Below are 22101 nucleotides of genomic sequence, written 5' to 3' on the forward strand. Positions count from 1 at the left end.
GTCGGCTAAGCCTTCACGGGTCCATCAGTTCGCGCGGATCCGCCACTTGCCCGCGAATGGCGGAAGCGGCGGCGGTAAGCGGGCTTGCCAGCACTGTGCGCGCTCCGGGCCCCTGGCGGCCCTCGAAATTCCGGTTGCTGGTGCTTACGCACAAACTGCCGGCGGCCACGGTGTCGCCGTTCATGCCTATGCACATCGAGCATCCCGACTCGCGCCACTCTGCGCCGGCGGCCAGAAATACTTCGTGCAGGCCCTCCGCCTCGGCTTCTCGCTTGACCTGCTGCGAGCCGGGAACGACCAGCATACGCGCGCCGTCGGCCACGCGCTGCCCGCGCATCAGTGCGGCCGCGGCGCGAAGATCGCTGATGCGGGAATTGGTGCAGCTTCCCAGGAAAACAATGTCCACGGCGCGCCCGAGCAGCGGCTTGCCGGGTTCCACGCCCATGTAGGCCAGGGCTTTGTCCACGGCCGGATTGCCGGTGCCGGGCACCGGCTCGTCGATTTGCGCCGACATCCCGGGGTTGGTGCCGTAGGTGACCATCGGTCGCAGGCCGCTTGCATCGAGGTCCACCTCGCGGTCGAACGTCACCTCGCCCTGGTCTTCCAGATTCCGCCAGCGCTTGAGCGCCGCATCCCAGGCCGCTCCTTGCGGCGCCATCGGACGACCGTGCAGCCACTCGTAGGTGGTGTCGTCGGGGGCCACCATGCCCGCCCGAGCGCCGGCCTCAATGCTCATGTTGCAAACGGTCATCCGCTGCTCCATGGAAAGCGCGCGGATGGTCTCGCCGCGGTATTGCAGCACCCGCCCGGTGCCGCCGCCCACCCCCAGCTTGCGGATGATGGCCAGCACCAAGTCCTTGGCGGTAACGCCCGGGCCCAGCTTGCCGCGCACGTTCACCGCCATGGCGCCCGGGCGCCGCTGCAGCAGGCATTGCGTGGCCAGGACATGGCCCACTTCGGTGGTGCCGATGCCGAAGGCGAGCGCGCCGAACGCGCCGTGCGTGCTGGTGTGACTGTCGCCGCAAACCACCGTGTGGCCGGGCCAGGTGGCGCCCAGTTCAGGGCCCACCACGTGTACGATGCCGCGCTCGGGACTATCGAGACCGCGTAGCTTCACGCCGAATTCCCGGCAGTTTTCGATCATGGCCCGCACTTGGCCTGCCGCCGCCGGCAGCGCCACTTTGTCCAGCTCTTCGAGCGTGGCCGCGGGTTCGGTGGGCGTCGAGTGGTCCATGGTGGCCAGGGTGCGGTCCAGCCGTCGCACGGGCAGGCCGCGTGTGCGCAGCACGTCGAAGGCTTGCGGGGTAGTGACCTCGTGAATCAGGTGCAGGTCGATGTAGAGAACCGCCGGCGTATCCTCGGTTTCCGGCCTTACCTCGTGCTGGTCCCAGATCTTGGCGAGAAGCGTTTGTGCAGGCATGGGTTCAGTCCTCCGCATCCATGCCCGGCACCGGTTCCAGCCAGCCGCGCGGGTCCTCGGTGCGGCCGTCGAAAAGGCCGAAGAAGGCGTCCTGCAAGGCCCGGGTCAGCTCGCCGGGTTTGCCATCGCCTATCGTTAGCCGGTCGAGACTGCGCACCGGGGTGATTTCCGCGGCCGTGCCGGCCAGGAATACCTCGTCGGCGATATAGAGCACTTCCCTGGGCAGCGCCTCCTGAATCACGGTTATCCCCAGCCCGCGGGCCAGCTTGATGACCGTGTCGCGGGTGATGCCCGGCAGGATGGAGGCGGAGTAGGGCGGCGTGTAGAGCTTGCCGGCTACGGCCACGAACAGGTTCTCGCCGGCGCCTTCGCTGACCAGGCCGTCGTGGGTCATGGCCAGCCCCTCGACGTAGCCGTTCTGCTGCGCTTCCAGCGTCACCAGCACACTGGAAAGGTAGTTGCCCCCGGCCTTGGCCAGAGCGGGAATCGTGTTCGGCGCCACGCGCTGCCAGGACGTGCAGCAGACATCCACGCCGGCATCGGTGCCGCCCAGATAGGAGCCCCACTTCCAGGCTGCCACGGCAACGTGCACGGGCACGTTTTCGGACGGCAGGATTCTCAGATCGCCGAAACCGCGAAAGGCGATCGGGCGAATATAGGCGCCCTCGGACAGTTGGTTCCTTGCTATGACCTGGTGGCAGGCGTCATTGATTTCATCTGGGCTGAAGGGAATATCAAGCCGGTAGATCTTTGCCGAGTTGAACATGCGTCGGGTGTGCGCGCGCAGACGGAAGATGACCGGCCCCTTGTGGCTGGCGTAGCAGCGCACACCTTCGAACACCGAAGTGCCGTAATGCAGGGCGTGACTCATCACGTGGGTCTGCGCTTCCATATACGGCTTCAACTCGCCGTCGTGCCAGATCCATTCGGGGTGTTCGCTCATGGCGTGGGGTCTCCAGCGCGGAAACGGAAAAGCCGCAGGTTTGCGATTTTACGGCCCAAGCTGCCGGCGCGCACCCTGCGTGGCCACTTGCCCCGCCTTGACGCGCGCCTGCGCCCGCAGCGCGCGGTTGAGCACTTCCAGCAGTGCCTGCGCGCCAGCTTCCACGATGTCCGTGCTCACAGCCCTGCCGCGGTAGGAGAATTCTTCCCAGCGGGCGGTTACGGTGGCTTCGCCTTGGGCATCCTCGCCGGTGGTGACGCTGCGCACCTCGAAGTGCGTCAATTCCACGCTCAGTCCCGTGGCGCGCTCCAGCGCCTTGAAAGTGGCGTCTATGGGGCCGTCGCCCACCGCTGCCTCGTCGCGCTGCTCGCCGCTCTCGTGTTCGAGGCGCACGGCCGCCACCGCCAGCGTACTGCCGCCGGTGTTGATGCGCAGTTCGCGCAGCTTCCATGGGCCGTCGGCGCCGCCGTCCTTGTGCACGATCAGAGCCTCGATGTCGGCGTCAAACAGTTCCTTCTTGCGGTCGGCGAGCTTCTTGAATTCGATGAAGGCGCGATTGAGCTGGTCTTCGCTCAATTCGAATCCCAGTTGCTGGGTGCGGTCGCGAAAGGCATGTCTTCCCGAGTGCTTGCCCAGCACCAGGTTGCTGCGGTTCATGCCCACCGCTTCCGGACGCATGATTTCGTAGGTTTCGGCGTGCTTGAGCATTCCGTGCTGGTGAATGCCGGCCTCGTGGGCGAAGGCGTTCTGGCCCACGATGGCCTTGTTGCGCGGCGTGTGCATGCCGGTAACGCTGGACACCAGCCGGCTGGCCGGATACAGCCCCTTGGTTTCGATGCCGGTGTCCACGCCGAAGTGATCGGCGCGCACCTTTAGCGCCATCACCACTTCCTCCAGAGAGCAGTTGCCGGCGCGCTCGCCGATGCCGTTGATCGTGCACTCGATCTGCCGGGCGCCGCCGGCTACCGCAGCCAGGCTGTTGGCGACCGAAAGACCCAGGTCGTCGTGGCAGTGCGCGCTCAGGACCACATCCTCAACGCCGGGCACGGTGGCGCGCAGGTGCTCGAACAGCGCCTGGAATTGCGCCGGCACCGCGTAACCCACGGTATCCGGGATGTTGACCGTGGTCGCGCCGGCCTCGACCACGGCGGTTACGATTTCGGTCAGGAATTCGGGTTCCGTGCGCGACGCGTCCTCGGGCGAAAACTCCACATCGTCGCAAGCCTCGCGCGCCATTCGCACCGCCTCGACCGCGCGCCGCACGATTTCGTCGCGGGCCATTTCGAGCTTGAACTTGCGGTGGATTTCGCTGGTCGCCACAAACACGTGGATGCGCTTGCGGGCTGCGGGCTCCAGAGCTTTCGCCGAGCGTTCGATATCGCCCGCATGACAGCGGGCCAGCGAGCAGATGGTGACCCCGCGTATGGCGCGGGCTATTTCCCGTACCGACTCGAAATCGCCGGGCGAGGCGGCGGCGAAGCCGGCCTCGATAACGTCCACGCGCATATCCCGCAGCGCCCGTGCAACCTTCAGTTTCTCGCGCAGCGTCATGCTGCAGCCCGGCGCCTGTTCGCCGTCGCGCAGGGTGGTGTCGAAGATGCGCACGCGATCCTGACTGCTTTGCTGGTTCATTTTTCTGCTCTCAAGAGGTTGACGTTTGCCCATAAGAAAAAACCCCGCGACCGTGGTTCGGTTAGCGGGGTTTCGGATGTAGCGCTTTGAAGTTGCTCAGGCCTTGTCCTTACCCCGCGTTCGGTGCTCCGCAAGCAGCGCGAGCGCAAGCGCGCGCAGCCCGCCGGCGGGCGCGATAAGGTTGTGAATTGGCCGGACTATGTCCATAGCCCGCGATTATGCGCCTGGATGCCGCCATGTCAAGGCATGTGCAGCGGCCTCGGGGCTGATGCCGCCAAGAAAAATGTGCCAGCATGGCAACGCCACCGGATTGCTGCGCCGCGTGAGCCGCACCGTGCAGCTTTACCGCATGCCGCTTCAGTTCATCGTGCCGCTGCCGCTACCAGGTGGCGGGCGAAGCTGCTGAGCTTTTCGCGCGTCTCCTCCAGCTCCCGTTCGGGGCTGGACATGTTCATGATGCCTGCGCCGGCCTGTAGCCAAGTTGTCCCGTCGCGCTGGTAGAAGCTGCGCAGCACCAAGGCCGCGTCGAGCACGCCGGTGTGATCGTAAATCACCGCGCAACCGGCGTACAGGCCTCGTGGGTTGGGCTCCAATCGCCCGATGGCGTCGATCGACTCACGCTTCGGAACGCCGGAGGCCGTAACCGCCGGAAACAGGGCGTTGAATGCGTACCAAGGGTTGCAGCTATCGAGCAGTTTCCCCTTGAGGCGGGAAGCCAGGTGCTGCACGGCGCCGCGCCGCGACACCAGCATGAAGTTGACCACGGAAACGTTCGCCGGGTCACAGACCATCGTCAATTCGTCGAACCCGACATAGACTGAAATGGCGTGCTCGGCAATCTCCTTGGAATCGCTGAGAAGTTCCCCGCGCAACCGTAACTCATCCGTAATGCTTCCGCCGGTCGAACGCGTGCCGGCCAGCGGCGTTGTGAACACTTCGCGCTCGCCATTGACTTCGATTACGGTCTCGGGACTGAATCCTGCCGCCTCCAGCCCATCAAGGCGCAGCAGATAGGAACGCGCCGGCGTATTGGCCCGACGCCCCGCACCGTAGCTGGCCGCCATGTCCAATGAATGGTTCAGCGAGATTTGTCGCGACAGAATCACCTTTCGATACTGCTGTGCGTGGATTTCCTCCAACGCCTCCGCTACGGCCCGCTTGTAGGTTTCGGCATCGTGCGTCGCGATCTCGTCTTCCAAATCGAGTGCTGTGGGCGCCTCGAAGTCATCGTCTTCGTGCACCGCTTGCTCAACCATCGCACCCAGGGCGGCGAGTCGATCGGGCTCGAAAGCGCGAATGCGGATCGTGGTTTCGTCGATTCGAATCTCCTCCTTGGGAACGAAAAGCGTCAGCAGCGGCGTGCCGCTCGGTACGGGCAAGCCGTAGGTCAAGCGGGCCAATTCGAACGCCGCGGTGCCGTATGCGCGCCATCTCTCGACAGGCAGTTGGTCCAGCCCCCACTGAATCGCCTCATTCAGGTCTTCATTGGGGCGCGCCGCTAGTTCCCTTCCTTCCCAGGTCACCAGGGTTCGATCCGGATACAGAGTCACGCGGCCTTGGGCGCTCAAGCCCAGGGACCATTCTCCCTGGTGCTCGTACAGCATGTAATCGCTATGGGCGGCGGACTGTGCCATCCGGGTTGCCAGCGACAACGGATCGCCCTCGAAGGGAATGACCATTTCCCGATAGGCCCATTTTTGAGTCATTTGCAAACAGTCCTCGACACGGCTCAACACTCCACGCCTGCCCAGCAAGTAGTTCGCGTCCGGTTGATTGAAGCGGCTGGAGCGACTTCAGCCAATGACAGCGGCCCGAGCCTGCTCCGGGGATTGGTGCACCCCGATCACCTTGTCGAAGCCGGTGATGTCGAAGATTTCACTGACTTGCTTCGACAATGAACACACCGCGAAGCGAGCATTGCGCTCTTCGAGCATCTTGGCCAGCATCAGCAGCACCCGCAATCCCGCACTGCTGATGTATGCAAGCTGAGCCATGTCGATGACGACCGCTGAATCGTCGGGCGTGACCGCAGCCTCGACGCCATCAAACAATGCGTTCGCACTTGAGGCGTCGAGACGTCCTTGCAGCTTTACCGAAAGCACCGGCCCGTCTCTTTCCGTTTCGATCATTCGCAGTTCCTCGCCGGTCTCCCCTGCACGTGCCAGCCAGATTCGAACTCTTTGCCCGGGCATTGAAGCACAAGAACTGCAATGACACACAGCAAGGAGAGTCATTATTTTAGAACAACGGGCAGCGGCCCTGAACCGGCGGCACACGGAGGCTTGGCGGGGCGCCAGTGCGAGCGAAGAAAACTTGCCTCACTCGACATACGGCCTGACATGAAGCTGTGCTAATATCCGCGTTCCGCATCAGGCCGGTCGCTTGAATTCCACTAGGTGGTCGAAGACCTGACTGTAACTGTAATAAGTACAGGGGGAGCGTTTTAATGAAGCCAGTCTTGAAGGGGTTGCTTTGTGCCGGAGGCTTGCTTGCCGCAGCCGCGATGGCCAGCGCAACCACGTTGGAGGAAATCGAAGCCGAGCAGGCGGAACGCATTGAGGCGGGCCGCCAGTCGCAGAGCCGAATCGACGATATCGTCAAGGAAACGGATTCACTCGAATACGAATACAAAAGGGTGCTCAAGGAGCTGGAAGGCCTCAAGGTATTCAATACCCTTATGGAGCGCCAAATCGACCGGCAGGAAGCCGACATCGCTCTGCTAAACGAGGCGATCGACGAGGTAGAGGCTTCGCGGCGCCAGATGATGCCGCTAATGGTGCGCATGATCGAAGCGCTGGACATGTTCGTGGAGGCCGATGCGCCTTTCCTGCTGGACGAGCGCCGTGCGCGGGTGGCGGGTCTGCGCGACCTGATGGAGCGCGAGGATGTGAGCGTGGCCGAGAAGTTCCGCAAGGTGCTTGAGGCGTACCAGATCGAGAACGAGTACGGCAACACCATTGAAGCCTACAAGGATGCGGTCGAGCACGAGGGCGGCATCCTGGAAGTGGACGTATTGCGGATTGGCCGAGTTGCGCTGGTGTATCAGACGGCCGATTTGAGCGCTACGCGCCGCTGGGACCGCGATGCCAAGGCCTGGGTCGATCTGGAAGGCAGCTACCGCAACCAGGTGCGCCTTGGGCTGCGCGTAGCCAATGAGATGGTCGCTCCCGAGTTGCTCTTGCTCCCCGTTCCCGGACCGGAGGCTGGATAAATGATCGCAATCAGAACAATTTCCTGCGCCGTGATGGCTTTGGCGGTTGCCACCGCCGTTTCTGCTCCCGCGCAGGCTCAGGAAGCCGTATCGCTGGATGAATTGCTGGAAATGGTGCGGCAGGGCGCGGTGCGTGACAACGAGGAAATGCGTACCCGCGAGCAGAGTTTTCGCGAGGCTCAGGGCCAGCAGCAGCGGCTGCTGGACGAGGCAAATGCGGAAAAGACCGCCGAAGAGCGGCGCAGCCAGCGCCTGGAAAATACCTACGGCGAGAACGAACGGCGTATCGCCGCGCTCAAGGAAACTCGCGACGAGCGCCTTGGCGTTCTAAAGGAACTTTTTGGCGTGACGCAACAGGTGGCGGGCGATGCCCGCTCGGAGTTCGAAGCGTCGGTCACCAACGTGCAATACCCGGAGCGTTCGGCTTTTCTTACCCAACTCGTGGAGAAGCTGGGCTCGGGCATCGAATTGCCCTCTGTCGAGGAAATGGAGCGCCTCTGGTGGGAGTTGCAGCGTGAGATGACCGAGTCCGCCAAAGTCGTCAGGTTCAATACCGACGTGATTTCGCTCGACGGCGAACGCGCATCCACCGAGGTAGTGCGGGTAGGGTTGTTCAATATCGTTTCAGACGGCAAGTATCTGACCTATCGCCCGGAAACCGGTAACGTTACCGAACTGGGCCGTCAGCCCGAACAGGGCCGCTTCACCAGCAGCACCGCCGACATGGTGGACGCTGCTCCGGGCGAGGTGGTGCGGTTCGGTCTGGATCCGACCTTGGGCGGCGTACTCAACTCGCTGGTTGGGCGCCCCAACCTCGTGGAACGTGTGCAGCAGGGCGCGCTGGTGGGCTACCTCATCATCGCGTTAGGCATCATCGGACTCTTGATTTCCCTGGAACGCCTGGTGGTACTCACGCTCGCCAGCCGCAAGGTAACCGCTCAGCTCAAGAGCGACACGCCTTCGGACGACAATGCCTTGGGCAGGGTCCTGCAGGTGTATCACGACAACAAGTCGGTAGATACCGAAACCCTGGAACTGAAGTTGGGCGAGGCGATTTTCAGGGAAACGCCAAAGCTCAACCGGGCCTTGCTGTTCATTCAGATCATTTCCGTGGTGGCGCCGCTGATGGGACTGCTGGGAACCGTTACCGGCATGATCAAGACCTTCCAGGCGATAACGCTTTACGGCACCGGCGATCCGAAGTTGATGGCCGGCGGTATTTCGCAAGCGCTGGTTACAACGGTGCTGGGTCTGAGTGTCGCCATTCCCATGGTGCTGTTGCATACCGTGGTGAGCGGCCGCAGCCGCAGGATCGTGCAGATTCTGCAGGAACAGAGCACCGGGATCGTGGCCGAGCATTCCGAGGCGCAGAAAGCGGCTGCCGCCGCCTGAGCCTTGCATCGCACGGGAGACAAAGCCGAAGCCATATAGTCCTGACTCATGTTCACCGCGCTCTACGACGCTTTCGAGGCCGTCCGCGATTTTATCGAGCTGGGCGGGGACGTGCTGTTCCTCATTGCCTTGACCATCTTCCTGATGTGGATGCTGGTGTTCGAGCGCTTGGTGTTCTTCCGCGTGGAGCTCAAGAAACGCCGGGCCGCGATTCAGGATGCTTGGGAAGGTCGGCGCGAGCGGCAGTCGTGGGAAGCGGAACAGATCCGCGAGCGCATGGTGTCGGATTTCGACATGGCCGTGCGGCGTTCGCTGCCGCTGGTGCAGACTCTGGTGGCGTTGTGCCCGCTTTTGGGCCTGCTGGGGACGGTCACTGGCATGATCGAGGTGTTCGACGTAATGGCGGTCGAAGGCAGCGGCAACCCGCGTTCGATGGCTTCCGGCGTGTCCAAGGCCACCATCCCCACAATGGCGGGCATGGTGGGCGCGCTTTCGGGGGTGTTCTGGATCACCTACCTCAAACGCCGCTCGGCGCGCGAAGTGGAGGACCTCGAAGAGCACCTGACCACGGACCACTGATCAGCGACTTAGCCGCCGCCGATTGACTGGAGACATTACGCATGCGCAAATCCATTATTCAAGCCGCCGGAGAGGAATCCTCCAGCGAGATTAACCTCACGCCCATGCTGGACGTGGTGTTCATCATGCTGATCTTCTTCATCGTTACCGCATCCTTCGTGAAGGAGACGGGTATCGATGTCAACCGGCCGGACGCTCCCACCGCGGTGCGGCAGGAAAGGGCCAACATCCTGGTGGCGATCAGTGCGTCCAACGAAATCTGGATCGACCGCCGGCGCGTGGACCCGCGTGCGGTCCGTGCCAATATCGAGCGCCTGCACGCGGAGAACCCGGAAGGCTCGGTTATTATTCAGGCAGACAAGCGGGCTTTCACGGAAACGCTGGTGAGCGTCATGGATTCGGCCCGGCAGGCCGGCGTTTTCAATGTGTCCATTGCGGCGAGCGAGGATTGACCGGGGAGGCGATGCGGATTCCCTGGTAACAGCTCAGGCTTTCGGGAAAGCCCGGACGTCAGCTTGGGTGGTCAGACTCGGGGGTACGAAGAAATGGTAGAAAAAGATAAAGTCAAGAGGCGGGTAGGGCGCTATTTCCTGGCGTTTACTGTCGGCACCTTTGCCTGCATGTCGCTGCTCTGGGTGATGCAGTTCCTTATCGCCAGCGGCCAGGCGGCGATTACCGACGTTCTGGATACGCGATTCGTGGACTTTGTGCGGGTCAAGCGCGAGGAATTGATCGAGCGCAAGGAGGAAAAACCTGAAAAGCCGCCCGATCCGGACGACGCTCCTCCCGACCTTCCGCAGCAGGACATGCAGGGCGAGGACTTGGATTCCGCTTTTGGGGTGGCGCCGCAGAACCCGGACGTGAGTTTCAACATTGACGGAGATATCGGAGACTTCAGCTTGGCGGAAGGCGATTACCTCCCGCTTGTGAGGGTGGAGCCGATGTATCCCCGCCGCGCTCAGTCTCGCGGCCTGGAGGGCCATTGCGATCTGGAACTTACTGTCACTCCGACGGGGGCCACCACCAACGTCATGGTTATCGAGTGCAGCAGTTCGCTGTTCGAGCGCGCTTCTGTCCAGGCTGCTCAGAAGTTCAAGTACAAGCCGCGCGTAGTTAACGGAACGGCTGTTGCCGTGCCCGGAGTCAAATACCGCATGACATTCCAGATTGAAGACTGATCCGGCATGAACTCCAGAATCGGCATTTTCGCCACCGCAATTTTTTGCTTCAGCCTGTTTAGCCCCGCAGCGCCCGTTGGGGCGCAGGAAGAAGAGGCGGCCGAGCAGAAGACCCGGCGCGTTATGGCTATGAGCGAAAGAGTGCATCGGCGGCTATTCGAGGCGTCGGAAGCCATGGAGGTGGACGATTATGTAACCGCCGAGACTCGGCTGGCCGAGATTCTGGAATTGAGAAACATAACTCCCTACGAGCGCGCGCAGGCAGAGAGACTTGTGGGCTTTCTGCACGTGAGGAGGGACGACTATCCGGCGGCTATCGAGAGCTTTCTGGGGGTTACCCGGATCGGTGGCCCGGATGAAATAGCCGGTCTCTACAATGAAGCTGTGGGCTATTTGTCGCAGCTTTACATCCAAGTCGAGAACTACCGCGAAGCCATCCGGTACGGGGAAATATCACTCGCGCTCAAGGAAGATCCGACGCCAATGGACTACATTCGCATCGCCACGGCGCACTTGCAACTGGAGGAATGGCAAGAGGCCGTGGATTACATTGCCACGGCTATTGAAAGGGCGCAGGCCACGGGGGTTGAGGTCGAAGAAGACTGGTGGCGCCGGATGGCGTATGCATACTACGGGCTTGAGCAGTTTGCCGATGCCCTTGAGGTCACCAAGATTCTGGTCGCTGAGTGGCCCAGTAAGGCCTATTGGCTGCAAATGTCCGGCCTCTATTACTCCTTGGAAGACGAGGATAGGCAAGTGGCCGCGACTTGGTCTGCGTTCGAACAGGGGATGTTGACCAGTAGTTCCGAGCTGGTTCAAATGGCCCAGTTTTTCCTGATGAAGGACGTGCCCTACAAAGCTGCCGTGATTCTCCACGAGGGCCTGGAAAACGGCTCGATCGAGCCGACGGCGCGCAATTTTCGGCTGGAGGCCCAGGCTTGGCAGTTGGCCCAAGAGGATCGCATGGCTCTCGAACCGTTGCGGAAATCCGCAGAGGGCGAAGACGACCTGGAGGACCAGGCTGATCTGTATATGAGGCTGGCGGAATCCCACTATGCCTTGAACGACTATGAGCAGTGTGCTTCGGTGGCGAGACAGACGCTTGGCTTGGGCGACCTGGAGAACGAGGGTCGGCTCAACATGTTGCTGGGTCAGTGCCTGTTCGAGCAAGAGGAGTACGACGCGGCGGAAGATGCGTTTGCGCGCGCTATCCGCGACAGCGATACGCGCCGCGCCGCCACGCGCTGGCGAGACTATCTGAGAAGCGAGGTTGCGCGCCTGCGCGACTTGGATGCGCGTCTGGCGCGCTTCGGCGGCTAGCCGCACTCCGAACCCTGCAGAGGTAGTTTCATGCCCACGGTCCATTTCGTGGATTGCCACGGGAATGCGCGTGATCTCGAGGTTCCCGAGGGCTGCACGCTCATGGAGATCGCCCTGGAAAACGATGTGGCGGGGATCGTGGCCGAATGCGGCGGCTGCTGCGCTTGCGCTACCTGCCACAGCTATATCGACGAGGAATGGGTGGACAAGTTGCCGCCGGTGGACGATATGGAAGACGCCATGCTGGATTGCGCCCTGGAACGCAAGCCCAACAGCCGCCTGACCTGTCAGATCCAGATGACCGCCGCCCTGGCCGGCCTAAAGCTCAAAGCCGCCGACAACGAAGCCTGATTGAGTATAGAGAGCGCTTCCCACCGAGTGAGAACGCCCGTTTCCCGCTCAGTTGAGGTTAAGTTCCGCCAGCGCGTCGCGCCAGTGAAGGCAGAGAATTTCGCCCATTTTCATGCGCTGCGGATCGCGGCTGATGCATAGGGCTAGCGGCTGGCGAAAGTCCGCGCTAAAACGCTTCAGAGTGCGTGTGTCCCGATCTTCCACGCGCCGCGAGGATTTGATTTCCACCAGGACGGCGGACAGGCCGGGACGCTCGATTACCAGATCGATTTCGGCTCCTGCCGCGGTTCGCAGGTACGAGAATTTCCAGTCGGGATAGCGGTAGCGGCACAAGTGGATGATCTGCGTAATCACGAAGTGCTCGAAGGCTCTTCCGTATTCGTAGGTTCCTTCGGTCAGCGGCACGTCCAGCGTGCGGTCCAGCGCTCGCTTGACGCCCGGGTCGAAGTAGTAGAACTTCGGATTGACGCGCTGCTGCTTGCGAATGGAGCGGTGAAATGCCGGTAGGAGAAAGCCGATCAGCGTATCTTCAAGGATGCTGAAGTAGGACATGACGGTTTTGGGGTCGGCGTTCACGTCCTTGGCGATGTTGGCATAGTTGATGATCGCGCCGTTCGCCTGCGCGGCAATCTCCAGGAACCGCCGGAACGGGTCGAGGCGCCGGACGATCTGCTCGGCGACGATTTCCTCTTTCAGGTAGGTCAATGCGTAGGCGCGCAGATAGGCGCGCCGGTCCTCGTCCGCTTCCAGCGAGAAAAGCCGCGGCAGCGTGCCCCAGCGCAGAGCGTCGTCGAGTGTGCAGGCTTTCTCAAGTTCCGGCGCGGTCAGGGGATAAAGGTTATAGACAAATGCTCTGCCTGCAAGGAGATTCGAGGCGCCCCGCCGCAGCTTGCGGCCACTCGACCCGGTTAGCACGAACTGTTTCGCGGTGCTCTCGATCAGCCTGTGAACCACGTCCAGCAGCCGCGGTGCGCGCTGCACCTCGTCGATCAGAACCCACTCGACGGCGTCGGGCAGGGCCCTAACTTGTTGCTCAAGCCGGCCAGGGTTTCTGGCGTACAGATCCTCGATTTCGGGATCGAGCAGGTCCAGGTAGAGCGACTCATCCGGGCCGAATGTTTCCCGGATATAGGTTGTCTTGCCCGTGCCGCGCGCTCCGAACAGGAAGAAAGAACTGCGCTTGCTGGTGTTGAGAATTCTGCGGAACATGCCGCAAGAATATCAGAAATATGGATCGTATTCCCGATTTAGGTTAGAAATAAGGAGTATGTTCCGGAAATCGCTTTCCTGGAACTGTGCGCGGGCAGGGACTTTACTATCCCGTATAGGTCTCTTCAAATCGTATCCGCCGGGTCTCCTGTAACCAATGGGTCCGTCTCATCCAACGCCGCCTGCCAGCCAGAAAGGCCCAAAGCAAAAGCTGGACAGTTCATTTGTTACAAGTCCGGACAGTCTATTTGTTCCTAACATATGCGGCATCAGGCCATTGACAAAGGGGGGGGGGTACCGACGTAGGCTGGCACTTGGAACTCGCTCAATGAGCGCCTTTTAAGAACTCTAACAATGGAGAAAATCAATGAGAATCCTATCTATTCTTTCACTTCTTGCCCTCTTGCTGCTCGGCACTAACGGATATGCTGGCGATATTGACGTAGAGGTCCATATTGATGCGCCGGAAGGCACGATTGTACCGGACCATTTTGTGCAAGTAGAGTTGGTCGGAAACGAGCATTTCGTAATAGTTCGAGACCATTCAGGGGAGATTATTTGGCGCCAGTTGGTCGACTTACCCCAAAGTTTGCAGGGCTCCGCATTAGCTGATGTGAATGCTGAACTAGCAAATGCTATTGCCGCTAGCGACAGTTGCCAACAAGGGGTAACTGTGCAACAGACAGAGGAATATACGGATGAAGGTGATCATATCCGTGTTACTGTCACGATTACGTTGATTGATGCAAACGGTAATGTGATTTCTCAATCTACATTTTCCTATCTGTTGCCAAAACTGAAAATAGAATTACCTTCGTTCGACAATGACTAGATGCCCACAGTAACGAAATAGGTGCGGGGTCCTTGGCGAACTCACCGCAACTGCTGCTGGGAGATGTCTGCTGTCTGCCTACAGAACTAATCACAGATCTGTATTGCCTTTGGGGATTACATGCAGGTGCTTGCAACCCTCAATTCGCGGCACCGCACAGATTCTCTTCGCATCAAACTAAACTGAAAAGGGGCGGCCTGATGTGTTGGTCGCCCCTTTTTTTGAACGTTGTCAATTTGGTCGCAAGTGGGGGTGACCGTTCCCCTGGATCCGAGCCACCCTGGATGTGGGAAATTCATCATATCAAGCTACTTTCTTGGCGAACACCGAGGGGGGCATTCTGCCCACGGATCGGTGAGGCCGGACATGGTTGTAGTGCGTTTGCCAGCGCTTGATGATGGCGCGTGCTTCCGTCAGGCTGCCGAACCAATGTAAGTCCAGGCAGTACTCTCGGAACTTGCCGTTGAAGCTTTCCACGAACGCATTCTGAGTCGGCTTTCCGGGCTGGATGAAGTGGAGCCGCACACCGGTTCGCCGGGCCCAGAAGAACATCGCCTTGGAAGTGAACTCCGGGCCATTGTCGAGCACCAGGGTCCTGGGCAATGGCCGGATGGTGCCGAGCTCATCGAGATACCGGGCCAGGCGGGCGCCGGAGATCGAGGTGTCGACGATCTGACCGACACACTGGCGGGAGAAGTCGTCGATTAAGTTGAGGATCCGGAACCGCCGGCCATTGGCGAGCTGATCGGACATGAAGTCCGCGGACCAGCGCTCGTTCGCCTTCGTCGGCACCGGCATGGGCACTCTGGGCCGCGTGATCTTCTTGCGGCGCTTGGTACGCACCTGCAGGCCTTCCTCGCGGTAGACCCGATACGTGCGCTTGCGGTTGATGACGCGGCCTTCCTGCTTGAGCATCTCGTGCAACGTCAGATAACCGTAGCGGGGATAGCGTTCCGCCAGGACCTGCATCCGGTGACGCAGGTCCGCGTCGTCACGGCCCTTGAGACGATACCAGGCCACCGAACGGGGCAGGCCCACCAGGCGGCAGGCACGTCGTTGACTGTAGCGGCGATCGGTGAGGTGATCCACGGCCGCTCGCCGCTGGGCGACCGTCACCATTTTCCCTGAACCAGCTCCTTCAGCGCCGACTTGTCCAACTCCGCTTCGGCCAACAGCTTCTTGAGCCGGGCGTTCTCGTGCTCAAGATCACGAAGCCGCTTGGCGTCGGATATCTCCATGCCGCCATACTTGGACTTCCAGCGATAAATCGTGTTCTCGACGACACCATACCGGCGCGCCAACTCGCCGACCGGCTGACCGGCCTCGTGCTCCTTGAGGATCGAAATGATCTGTTCGTGCGTATACCGCTTCCGCTTCATCGGGGGACCTCCTTGGGGTCAACATACAAGGAAATCCCACATCCAAAACGGCTCGGATTACAGGGGAACGGTCAGGGGAAAACCATGGGAAGGCAGCTCTCATTCGATTACTAGAGGCTATCAAAAAGTGATGACTGATTGTGTTGCTTTGTTGACCCCGACTATGTGGATGGTGATGACGTAGTGGCTTATTTTCATTCTCACGCTCATGATCTTGAATCCACCTCCGAGCCAGGTGGTACGCCGTTGTGCTGTCACACCGCGTTTGTTGAATATCGAAACATGGCCCTGAAATCGATCGTGACCACGACGCCAGCTATGCTGGTGCTCACAGGTGTCCTTGCCAGCGGGGCACTGGCGACTGAGGAGGAACATCCAGAAGAACTCTTGCCGCTCGACGTGGAACGTGTCTATGCCAATCAGGAAAGGCTCGTGCAGATGGCCTTGGACAAAGTTCGGCGTTCCGAGGAAGGCGTAACCGAGACTTATTTTGTCGGCTTCGGCTCGTATGCGGCCCAAGATGTCTTCGAGAATGAAGTCAAGCTGATTGAGGCCCAGTTCCGTGAGCAACTTGGTGCCAAAGGCCGCACAGCAATGCTAATCAACAGTCGCAACACGGTTGACAAACTGCCGCTGGCGAACGGCCCAAATCTCTCCGCGGTGCTCAATGGAATAGGCCGAAAGATGGGGGCTGAGGATCTGATAGTGCTGCACATCACCTCCCACGGTTCCAGACGGCACAGAATTTCGGTACGTTTCAAGCCGTTTCGGATGAAGAGTCTTTCGGCTGAGCGCATCGGAAAAATCGTAAAGGACGCCAAGCTACCCTGGCAGGTGATCGTCATATCCGCCTGCTATTCCGGCGGCTATATCGACGCGCTCAAATCACCGCATACCATGGTGATTACCGCGTCCGAAGCCCGTCGGAGGTCGTTCGGCTGCGAATCCGGGCGCGACTACACGTATTTTGGCGCGGCGTTTTACCGCGACAACCTGTTTGGCGGCGATTATCGCGCTGCGTTCGAACGGGCTGCAGTGCTGGTCCGCCAGCGTGAGGAGAGCAAGGGCTACAAACCGTCGCTACCGCAAATCTGGGTTGGCGAGCTTATCGAGGACAAGCTGTCCCGTGCTCAAGGCGCGCAGCCATTTGGGAACTAGTACGGCTCAACTCACCACAGGGTGAAGAGTTGTTCTTCCTGCCTAATCCTCAAAGGACCGCACCGCTTAATCGTTTAGATGATTGAACTAAAAGGAATTAGTCGATCTTTCGAGGGAAAAGCCGACGTTCGCGTTGATGCCTTGCGCGATGTGTCTTTGGAAATTGGCGAAGGAGAGTTCGTCTGCGTTATCGGCTCGTCCGGAGCCGGCAAATCAACTTTGATGAACATTTTGGGTTGCCTGGACCGGCCTAGCGACGGATCGTACCTCCTCGCTGGCCGGGAAGTGCAATCGATAAGTGCGAATCGTCTGGCCTGGTTGCGTGGGCGCATCTTCGGTTTTGTGTTTCAGTCGTACAACCTCCTGGAGTCAGCAACTGTGCGGGAGAATGTGGAGTTGCCGGGCTTGTATGCGGGTGTGAGCTTGAGCGACCGCAAGGAGCGGTCCAACACCTTGTTGGCGCAGCTGGAATTGACCGCTTGCGCAAACCACCTTCCAAGCGAACTCTCGGGGGGTGAGCAGCAGCGAGTTGCAATTGCTCGTGCGCTGATGAACGGCGGATCTGTGATTCTGGCCGACGAGCCAACTGGGGCGCTGGACCGAGAGAACGGTGAGCAAGTGATTCGCATATTTGAGGGACTGGTGTCGGCGGGTCGTACCGTTGTTATCATTACGCACAACCCGGAAATTGCTATCCGGGCCGGCCGAGTAATCGAGTTGCGTGATGGCTGCGTGGCACGTGACAGCGGCCCCGCACCTGACAAAACGGCAATGCTCGAAGAAGGGACTTCGACTGCCAGAAGGGGGCCGTCGAGACTGTCGCGCGTCCTCGGCACCGTTCGCGAAAGTTGGTGCGCTTTACGAACTAATATAACCCGGGGAGCGGGGTTACGCACTGCATTGACGATCCTGGCCATTTCGATGGCCGTAACGTCGGGCGTAGTGGTATTGAGTATTGGCGAAGGCATCTATCGCGAAACCGTCAAGAGTACCAATAGCATGGGCTTGGATACGATTCGAGTGGCGCCTGAGGACTGGCTGCCTACTTTGGTAGGTCACCCCGATGCCGATTGGGGCGTTGCGCGAGACTTTCAACCGCTTACCTTGGAGGATGCTTGGGCGATCAGAGATCAGGTTGCCAATGTTCGAGCGGTATCCCCCTCCATTTTGCTGATGCCAATCCCCGTGCGGCAGGGAGAATCAGCTGGCACAGTGGGTGTCAAAGGCTATGTGGACTTGGGAAGAAAACCGGGCCGTGGAGAAACCGGGTATCGATTGGAGGTAGGGGAGCACATCACAAAACTTGATGACGATAATCTTGAGCGTGTTGTCGTACTAGAAGCTGGTGTTCGCGAGATGCTGTTTCCACTTGGCGCTAATCCTATTGGTCAGCAAATCCTCATTCAAGACATTCCGTTTCGAGTCAAGGGTGTATACGAGCCTCGACGGAGTCCAGGAAGAATTCTGCCTGACACTAATGTTCATATCCCATTCAAGACTGCCTCGGCGCTGCTTACCGGCAGGAAAGAGATTGACGACATTTATGTCTTCGTTGGGAAATCCGATCACCTTCTAGAAACCGTCGGCGCGATCCGGGATATTGGCATCCGGCGACGTGGAAGTGACACACTGGTCTTCGACCATTTGGGATTTAGTATCACGGGGGCCAAGAAATTTCGCGCACGATTGTGGCTTATGCTTGGCACGATTGCCACGTGCGCGCTTATGGCCGGGAGTCTAAGCGTGATGAATATTATGCTTGCGTCTATCCAGGCGAGACGCCGCGAGATCGGCATCCGGATGGCCGTCGGCGCACGGCGAAAAGACATCCTTTCCCAATTCTTCGGGGAATCTACTCTGTTGAGTGTGGCCGGGACGACGCTCGGTGCCCTAGTTGCCCTGGTTAGCATGCCGATTCTTCCGCGCGTCGGCGTTGCAGTAGAGCCATCGCTGCCATTCTTCGTACTACCGGTCGTTTCCGCCTTGGTTGTCGGTGCACTGTTCGGCATCGTACCGGCACGCCGGGCCGCGTGCTTGAATCCAGTGTCTGCACTGGCCGCACACTAAGTGACACATACACAAGTACTGCTGCATTTTTGTTTACTTGAAATAATTGCTGATTGATAAACTTAGTGCTATGAGTTTTACTCAAGAACTTGATCAAGTTCTAGCGGAGAACGATTCCCGATCCCCTTGGTGGAAGCACCCTTGGCTTTTGGTTGTATGTGCGCTGATGCTGGTAACTGGCGGGTATTTTCTGCTGTCTGGAAGCGGCGATGGTGCCTCAGCGTTGGATACGTCGGCGGTACCAGTCACGGCGGAGGTGGGGGTGCGCAGTATCGCGAATGTGGTGGTGGCGTCCGGGCGCCTACGGCCGATTAAGATCGTTGAAGTGGGTGCGCAAGTATCGGGACAGCTGCATAAGCTCCACGTTCGCGCCGGCGATCCCGTATCGCAAGGAGACATCGTTGCCGAAATCGACGCGACAGTGCAGGCGAATATTGTAGCCGCCGCCCATTCCCAATTGGAGTCACTGCAGGCACATTTACCCCCCACAAGAGCCTACATCGAACTGGCTGAAGCGACTCTGGCCCGGGAGCAGCGGCTGATGCAGGAGCAAGCCACCAACCAAGTTGCACTGGATCAGGCGCGGACCAACCTGATAACCCAACGTTCCGCCTTGATCCAACTGGAATCCCAAATTAAGCAGCAGAAGGCGCTGATAGCAAGTGAAGAAGCAAAGCTGAACTACAGCACGATCTTCGCGCCAATCTCCGGCGTCGTCGTATCGGCCGGCATGAGTGAAGGCCAGACATTGAACGCTATGCAGATTACACCGGTGATCCTGCGGATCGCTGACTTGTCGCGCATGGTTGTCGAGGCACAAGTGCCCGAAGCGAATATCGGGAAGCTTACTCGTGGCGCGGGCGTATCCTTCAGCACTCTTGGAGGCGGCACTCGCCGCTGGCGCGGCACCCTTCAGCGCATCATCCCGGAAGCGGCAGACAGCTCCAGTGTCATAAATTACACCGCCTTATTTGAAGTGGAGAATACCGATGGCGACTTGCTTCCTAGCATGACCGCACAAGTGTTCTTCGAATTGACGGAGCCGCGCGAAGTGTTGGCCGTACCGGTGAGCGTCTTGCGCGAATTTGGTGAGGCAATTCCAGGCGGCGGTCGCACCGCTATTGTGCAGGTAGTGACTGGCGATCACGTAATTGAAGCTCGCGAGATTGCCGTGGGCGAAATCGGCAATACTCACGCGGAAGTCTTGGCGGGACTGAAGGAGGGCGATCAGGTCGTTTCGCCGAGTTCGCGGCACAGCGAATGAAAGACATACCGCCGCTGATGGAGCTTGAGGGCATAGAGCGGCGCCATACAGGGAAACGTGGCAGGTCCGTAGTCGCGTTACAGGCTGTGTCGCTAAAGTTGTATGCGGGTGAATTTGTCTGCATCACCGGGCCTTCAGGCTCCGGCAAGTCAACTCTCATGAATATCCTTGGCTGCCTGGATAGGGCCGACAGCGGCACCTACCGCTTCGCCGGTCGCGAAGTCCACCTATTAGGTCGCGACGGCCTAGCGTGGTTGCGTTGCAAGGCATTCGGGTTCGTTTTTCAAGACTATAGCCTGCTGGGTTCTTCGACAGCGCGCGAAAATGTTGAGATGCCGGGCATATATGCAGGCTTGACGGCAGCAACACGCCAAACCCGGGCACTGGGCTTGTTGGCTGCTCTCGGGATCCAGGACAGGATGGACCACCGGCCGGCAGCTCTCTCCGGCGGCGAGCAGCAACGCGTATCGATTGCTCGTGCGCTGATGAACGGCGGGTCTGTAATCCTGGCCGACGAACCGACTGGTTCGCTGGATAGCGCGAGCGGCGAAAAAGTCCTACGCCTGCTTAAGGAACTTTCGAGAAAAGGACACACCATCATTCTAATTTCCCACAACCCTGAGATCGCCACTGCGGCGGACCGCCGCATTGCATTGCAGGACGGTCGCATCGTTTCGGACTCGGGAACCAAGGGTGCGCGGCAGATTATGCGCGCAGCAAGCGAATCGGCACCCATTTCGCAACCCGCCATGGCGGCCATCGCCAGATTGACGCAATCGTTTCGATCGGGGGTTGCCTCGTTACCGGGCAACCTTTTGGGAACTCACCGGGTACGCGCCGTGCTGACCGTATGCAGTATTCTGCTGGGGGTCTGGGCCGTGGTGACCATGTTGAGCGTGGCAGAGGGCATGTTTCGCGAAACGCTTGAGCGGGTGAGCCGGCTGGGCGCGGATCGAATCGAAGTGCGACCATACGGAAAACAGGGTGATTCGGCCATAGCCCTAACGCTGCAGGATGCCGAGATCATTGCGAGGCAGATTCCCAATGTGCGCCGTGTTGCGCCTGCTTTGACGCGGCAGTTCACAGTTCGCTACGGAACCAAGAGTGTTGAGGCATTCGTGGAAAGCTATCTCGTATTCACGCCTGCCGCAGGAATTGACAACGATGCACCGGTGATCGAACGCGGAAACTTCATTTCACAGCGCAATAATGAGCAGCGGGATCAGGTTACAGTTCTGGGTTGGGGGATTGCGGATGAGTTATTCCCGTCGACCACCGATCCGTTCGATCAGTATGTGATGATAGATGCGGTGCCCTTTAGAGTCATCGGTGTGCTGGCCGGTCGTGAAGCTTTTGCCGATGTGCCAAGTTGGCTTAGCCAGCAAGAAGGCCGCCGTTCCTTCATTCCCTATAGGACCGCTGCGGCGATGCTGTACGGCACGGGCAATCCAAGCAAATTGGACATCCTCATACACGATCCGCTTGAAGTGGACGCTACGAATCAAGCAATACGGGAATTGTTGATCCGGCAGCACGGAAGCGAGGGATTCCGTATTTTGTTCTTGGAAGCACGGGCGGAGCAGGTCAGCGAAACAAGAGCACTGCTTTGGCTCGGGCTGGGGTCCATAGGCGGCATTGCGCTTTTTGGCGGCGGAATGGGCGTGATGGCCATTATGCTGATGGTGATAACGGAACGCACAAGGGAGATAGGCATTCGTATGGCCGTCGGTGCCCGTCGCCGGGACATAACCGAACAGTTCTTGCTTGAGGCGGTCGCGTTGACAGCGGTAGGCGGACTGCTGGGCCTTCTGGCGAGTTGGGCAAGCGGCCCCCTGATAGAGTATCTTGGTTTGCCTATCGTGTTCTCGCCGTGGATTGTGATTGTGGCCTTGGCCTGCACTGTGGGAATTGGCCTGGTGTTCGGGATTGTCCCGGCGCAACGCGCGGCCCGGCTCGATCCGGTGGCGGCGCTCGCGGCACGAGGGTAGTCGGCTTCTGCAAATTAATTTTAGCGACCTTGATGCGGCCGCGTACAAAAAGGGGGCCTAGAGTAGGTAGCAGCCACTCGAACCCGAAGATTCAACTGGGAGGTTGCGAGTTGAGCAGTGACGGACTCAAACGAAGCTTCAGCCAGATCATAGCGGTATGACTTTCTGAATATGTCCG

19 protein-coding genes are annotated in these 22101 nt (G+C 59.6%); 12 read left to right on the forward strand and 7 right to left on the reverse strand.

Features of this window, described 5'->3' with window-relative positions; all coding sequences use genetic code 11:
- Positions 1–13: 13 nt before the first annotated feature.
- The 5 genes from leuC to ACWCOO_RS04360 form a co-directional block, all read right to left on the reverse strand.
- Complete coding sequence (gene leuC / locus ACWCOO_RS04340) at positions 14–1420, reverse strand: 3-isopropylmalate dehydratase large subunit (RefSeq protein ID WP_446831732.1); 1407 nt, start codon at positions 1418–1420, stop codon at positions 14–16.
- Between the two features lie 4 nt (positions 1421–1424).
- On the reverse strand, positions 1425–2363 hold the full coding sequence (locus tag ACWCOO_RS04345) for a branched-chain amino acid transaminase (protein WP_446831733.1): 939 nt from the start codon (positions 2361–2363) through the stop codon (positions 1425–1427).
- A 48-nt stretch (positions 2364–2411) separates the two neighbouring features.
- Positions 2412–3995 carry a 2-isopropylmalate synthase gene (locus ACWCOO_RS04350; RefSeq protein WP_446831734.1) on the reverse strand — a complete coding sequence of 528 codons (1584 nt, stop codon included), beginning with the start codon at positions 3993–3995 and terminating at the stop codon, positions 2412–2414.
- Between the two features lie 362 nt (positions 3996–4357).
- On the reverse strand, positions 4358–5701 hold the full coding sequence (locus tag ACWCOO_RS04355) for a salicylate synthase (RefSeq protein ID WP_446831735.1): 1344 nt from the start codon (positions 5699–5701) through the stop codon (positions 4358–4360).
- A gap of 87 nt (positions 5702–5788) precedes the next feature.
- Positions 5789–6124 (reverse strand): STAS domain-containing protein, encoded by a 336-nt coding sequence (locus tag ACWCOO_RS04360; RefSeq protein ID WP_446831736.1) that lies wholly within the window; start codon positions 6122–6124, stop codon positions 5789–5791.
- A gap of 317 nt (positions 6125–6441) precedes the next feature.
- Between ACWCOO_RS04360 and ACWCOO_RS04365 the strand changes: the two genes are divergently transcribed.
- The 7 genes from ACWCOO_RS04365 to ACWCOO_RS04395 all read left to right on the forward strand — a co-directional run bounded on the left by ACWCOO_RS04365 (position 6442) and on the right by ACWCOO_RS04395 (position 12026).
- The gene (locus ACWCOO_RS04365) at positions 6442–7206 is read left to right on the forward strand and encodes a DUF3450 domain-containing protein (RefSeq protein ID WP_446831737.1); all 765 of its coding nucleotides are present in this window, start codon (positions 6442–6444) and stop codon (positions 7204–7206) included.
- Positions 7207–8598: a MotA/TolQ/ExbB proton channel family protein gene (locus ACWCOO_RS04370; protein ID WP_446831738.1), complete on the forward strand. Its 1392-nt coding sequence runs from the start codon at positions 7207–7209 to the stop codon at positions 8596–8598.
- A 48-nt stretch (positions 8599–8646) separates the two neighbouring features.
- Positions 8647–9177, forward strand: coding sequence for a MotA/TolQ/ExbB proton channel family protein (locus ACWCOO_RS04375; RefSeq protein ID WP_446831739.1), 531 nt, complete (start codon positions 8647–8649; stop codon positions 9175–9177).
- A gap of 41 nt (positions 9178–9218) precedes the next feature.
- Complete coding sequence (locus ACWCOO_RS04380; RefSeq protein ID WP_446831740.1) at positions 9219–9629, forward strand: ExbD/TolR family protein; 411 nt, start codon at positions 9219–9221, stop codon at positions 9627–9629.
- A 93-nt stretch (positions 9630–9722) separates the two neighbouring features.
- Positions 9723–10355 carry an energy transducer TonB gene (locus ACWCOO_RS04385; RefSeq protein ID WP_446831741.1) on the forward strand — a complete coding sequence of 211 codons (633 nt, stop codon included), beginning with the start codon at positions 9723–9725 and terminating at the stop codon, positions 10353–10355.
- Between the two features lie 6 nt (positions 10356–10361).
- Positions 10362–11675, forward strand: coding sequence for a tetratricopeptide repeat protein (locus ACWCOO_RS04390; RefSeq protein WP_446831742.1), 1314 nt, complete (start codon positions 10362–10364; stop codon positions 11673–11675).
- A gap of 30 nt (positions 11676–11705) precedes the next feature.
- Positions 11706–12026 carry a 2Fe-2S iron-sulfur cluster-binding protein gene (locus ACWCOO_RS04395; protein ID WP_446831743.1) on the forward strand — a complete coding sequence of 107 codons (321 nt, stop codon included), beginning with the start codon at positions 11706–11708 and terminating at the stop codon, positions 12024–12026.
- 48 nt (positions 12027–12074) lie between these two features.
- Here the strand turns inward: ACWCOO_RS04395 and ACWCOO_RS04400 are convergent, their stop codons facing one another.
- Positions 12075–13235, reverse strand: coding sequence for an ATP-binding protein (locus ACWCOO_RS04400; protein WP_446831744.1), 1161 nt, complete (start codon positions 13233–13235; stop codon positions 12075–12077).
- A gap of 367 nt (positions 13236–13602) precedes the next feature.
- On the opposite strand from ACWCOO_RS04400, the gene ACWCOO_RS04405 reads away from it, so the two are divergent.
- Positions 13603–14067: a hypothetical protein gene (locus tag ACWCOO_RS04405; RefSeq protein WP_446831745.1), complete on the forward strand. Its 465-nt coding sequence runs from the start codon at positions 13603–13605 to the stop codon at positions 14065–14067.
- A 303-nt stretch (positions 14068–14370) separates the two neighbouring features.
- Here ACWCOO_RS04405 and ACWCOO_RS04410 read toward each other — a convergent pair.
- A protein-coding gene (locus tag ACWCOO_RS04410) for an IS3 family transposase (RefSeq protein WP_446831319.1) occupies positions 14371–15446 on the reverse strand; the annotation gives its coding sequence in 2 pieces (ribosomal slippage) (positions 14371–15191 and positions 15191–15446; 1077 coding nt in all).
- Between the two features lie 282 nt (positions 15447–15728).
- Between ACWCOO_RS04410 and ACWCOO_RS04415 the strand changes: the two genes are divergently transcribed.
- The 4 genes from ACWCOO_RS04415 to ACWCOO_RS04430 all read left to right on the forward strand — a co-directional run bounded on the left by ACWCOO_RS04415 (position 15729) and on the right by ACWCOO_RS04430 (position 21923).
- On the forward strand, positions 15729–16604 hold the full coding sequence (locus ACWCOO_RS04415) for a C13 family peptidase (RefSeq protein ID WP_446831746.1): 876 nt from the start codon (positions 15729–15731) through the stop codon (positions 16602–16604).
- A gap of 78 nt (positions 16605–16682) precedes the next feature.
- Positions 16683–18671 carry an ATP-binding cassette domain-containing protein gene (locus ACWCOO_RS04420; RefSeq protein WP_446831747.1) on the forward strand — a complete coding sequence of 663 codons (1989 nt, stop codon included), beginning with the start codon at positions 16683–16685 and terminating at the stop codon, positions 18669–18671.
- 70 nt (positions 18672–18741) lie between these two features.
- A complete protein-coding gene (locus ACWCOO_RS04425; protein ID WP_446831748.1) occupies positions 18742–19935 on the forward strand; it encodes an efflux RND transporter periplasmic adaptor subunit in 1194 nt (397 codons plus the stop codon).
- Positions 19932–21923 carry an ATP-binding cassette domain-containing protein gene (locus tag ACWCOO_RS04430; RefSeq protein WP_446831749.1) on the forward strand — a complete coding sequence of 664 codons (1992 nt, stop codon included), beginning with the start codon at positions 19932–19934 and terminating at the stop codon, positions 21921–21923. The genes ACWCOO_RS04425 and ACWCOO_RS04430 overlap by 4 nt, the downstream gene beginning before the upstream one ends.
- The last annotated feature ends 178 nt before the right edge of the window (positions 21924–22101 follow it).

Source organism: Candidatus Foliamicus sp., assembly GCF_965221325.1.
Lineage (GTDB): Bacteria > Pseudomonadota > Gammaproteobacteria > Steroidobacterales > Foliamicaceae > Foliamicus.